2 protein-coding genes are annotated in these 1742 nt (G+C 58.3%); both read left to right on the forward strand.

Annotated elements, in window-relative coordinates:
- The first annotated feature begins 119 nt into the window (after positions 1–119).
- Entirely contained in the window at positions 120–434 is a 315-nt protein-coding gene (locus FIV38_RS29770; RefSeq protein WP_092235985.1) for a hypothetical protein, read from the forward strand.
- 109 nt (positions 435–543) lie between these two features.
- Positions 544–1608: a DNA-methyltransferase gene (locus tag FIV38_RS29775; protein ID WP_092235983.1), complete on the forward strand. Its 1065-nt coding sequence runs from the start codon at positions 544–546 to the stop codon at positions 1606–1608.
- Positions 1609–1742 lie beyond the last annotated feature (134 nt).

The raw sequence follows: 1742 nt of genomic DNA on the forward strand, positions 1-1742 counted from the left end.
TGAAGCGTCTGACCAGTGACAAGGTGACCGTCATCAAAGACAAACGAGGCAATTTTGTGTTTATGCCGGTTGCCTACAGAGGCCGTCGGTTGTGATTTCTGATTATTTGGAGGTGGGTCATGAGTGAGATAACGATTAGCACTGGGCATCCAGACGCAGGACGCATTTACGCCGAAGCACTGACCCGGGTAACCGCCGAGCGTGACGCCCTGCAAGCCCTGCTGACCGCAGAGGATGAGCGAGCGGATTCAGCGATAACGTTTGTCACTCGGTTGATTGAATGCGCAGGAAGGCAGCCATCAATCGCAACCGGCTACCTGCGCGACATCCTGGATACGCTCAAGCCAGCAGAGCCAGCCAAGGATGAACACGTCTGCAATGGCTGCGGCTCCAGGGGTTGGACGGCGAACTGCAAAGAATGCGTGCCGTACTGAATCCAACTCCCCGCCTACTGCTGGTGCCTGCTGGCACTGGCACAACTGATTTGATGTAACCCCTCCCCCTTCAAAGTCAGCCGCTATAGCGGCAAGGACTAACTCGCCCATGAAACAACATCGCGTTTTGATCGGCGACTGCATTGAGTCGATGCGGACGCTGAAGGACCAGTCGGTGAACACCTGCGTCACGTCTCCGCCCTACTACGGGCTGCGTGACTACGGTATGGCCGACCAGATCGGCTTGGAGGAGACACCTGCTGAATTCGTCGGGCGCCTCGTTGAAGTGTTTCGCGAGGTACGTCGGGTGCTGCGCAATGACGGAACAATCTGGGTGAACATGGGCGATAGCTACGCCAACGGGGGCAGGACCACTCGCGGCGTAGATGAAAAGCTGGAGGCTCGCACAATGAGCGTCCGCCCTCGAGATCCGACTGGCATCAAGCCGAAAGACCTCATGGGCATCCCCTGGCGCCTCGCCTTCGCCCTTCAAGATGATGGTTGGTACCTGCGCCAGGACATCATTTGGCACAAGCCGAACCCCATGCCTGAATCCACCAGAGACCGGTGCACAAAGTCGCATGAATACCTGTTCCTGTTGAGCAAGTCACCGCGCTATTACTATGACCAGGATGCGATCAAGGAGCCTGTAGCGCACAGCTCGATCAAGCGACTGGCGCAGGATATCGAGCAACAGCAGGGCAGCGACCGAGTGCCCGGAAAGTCAAACGGGCCAATGAAAGCCGTTCGTAGCAAGCGCGATAGTTTCAAGCGCGATGATTCAAAGCGAGAGCAAGCTATCCCTGGGCAATCACTGGGAACACACCGGCCAGATCGAGAGGAAAGCGCCTATTCATTGGATACTCGTAACAAGCGCAGTGTGTGGACAGTGCCGACGCAAGGTTTCAAGGGTGCGCACTTCGCGACCTTCCCTCCGGACCTGATCCGACCCTGCATTCTGGCCGGCGCGCCACTCGGCGGCGTCGTGCTTGACCCTTTCGGCGGTGCCGGCACTACGGCGGTGGTCGCCATGCAGGAAGGTCGCAAATCGATCCTGTGCGAACTAAACCCGGAATACGCCGCAATGGCTGAACACCGGATCGCAGCGGCATGGCTCGACGGCGCGGCGCAGATGGATGTTTTCCGCGATACAGCGCAACACCCAGCAGCCTAACCCCAATCCCCCTACATGCCTGCCGGTGAGCGGCGGGCGGAGCTATGCCATGAGCGTATATCAGCGCTACTTCCGAATCACCCAAGGCCCGATGGTTGACGAGATCGATCGCCTGTTCGAGCTGCGTATTGCCG

This window comes from Pseudomonas proteolytica, from assembly GCF_007858275.1.
GTDB classification, from domain to species: Bacteria; Pseudomonadota; Gammaproteobacteria; order Pseudomonadales; family Pseudomonadaceae; genus Aquipseudomonas; species Aquipseudomonas proteolytica.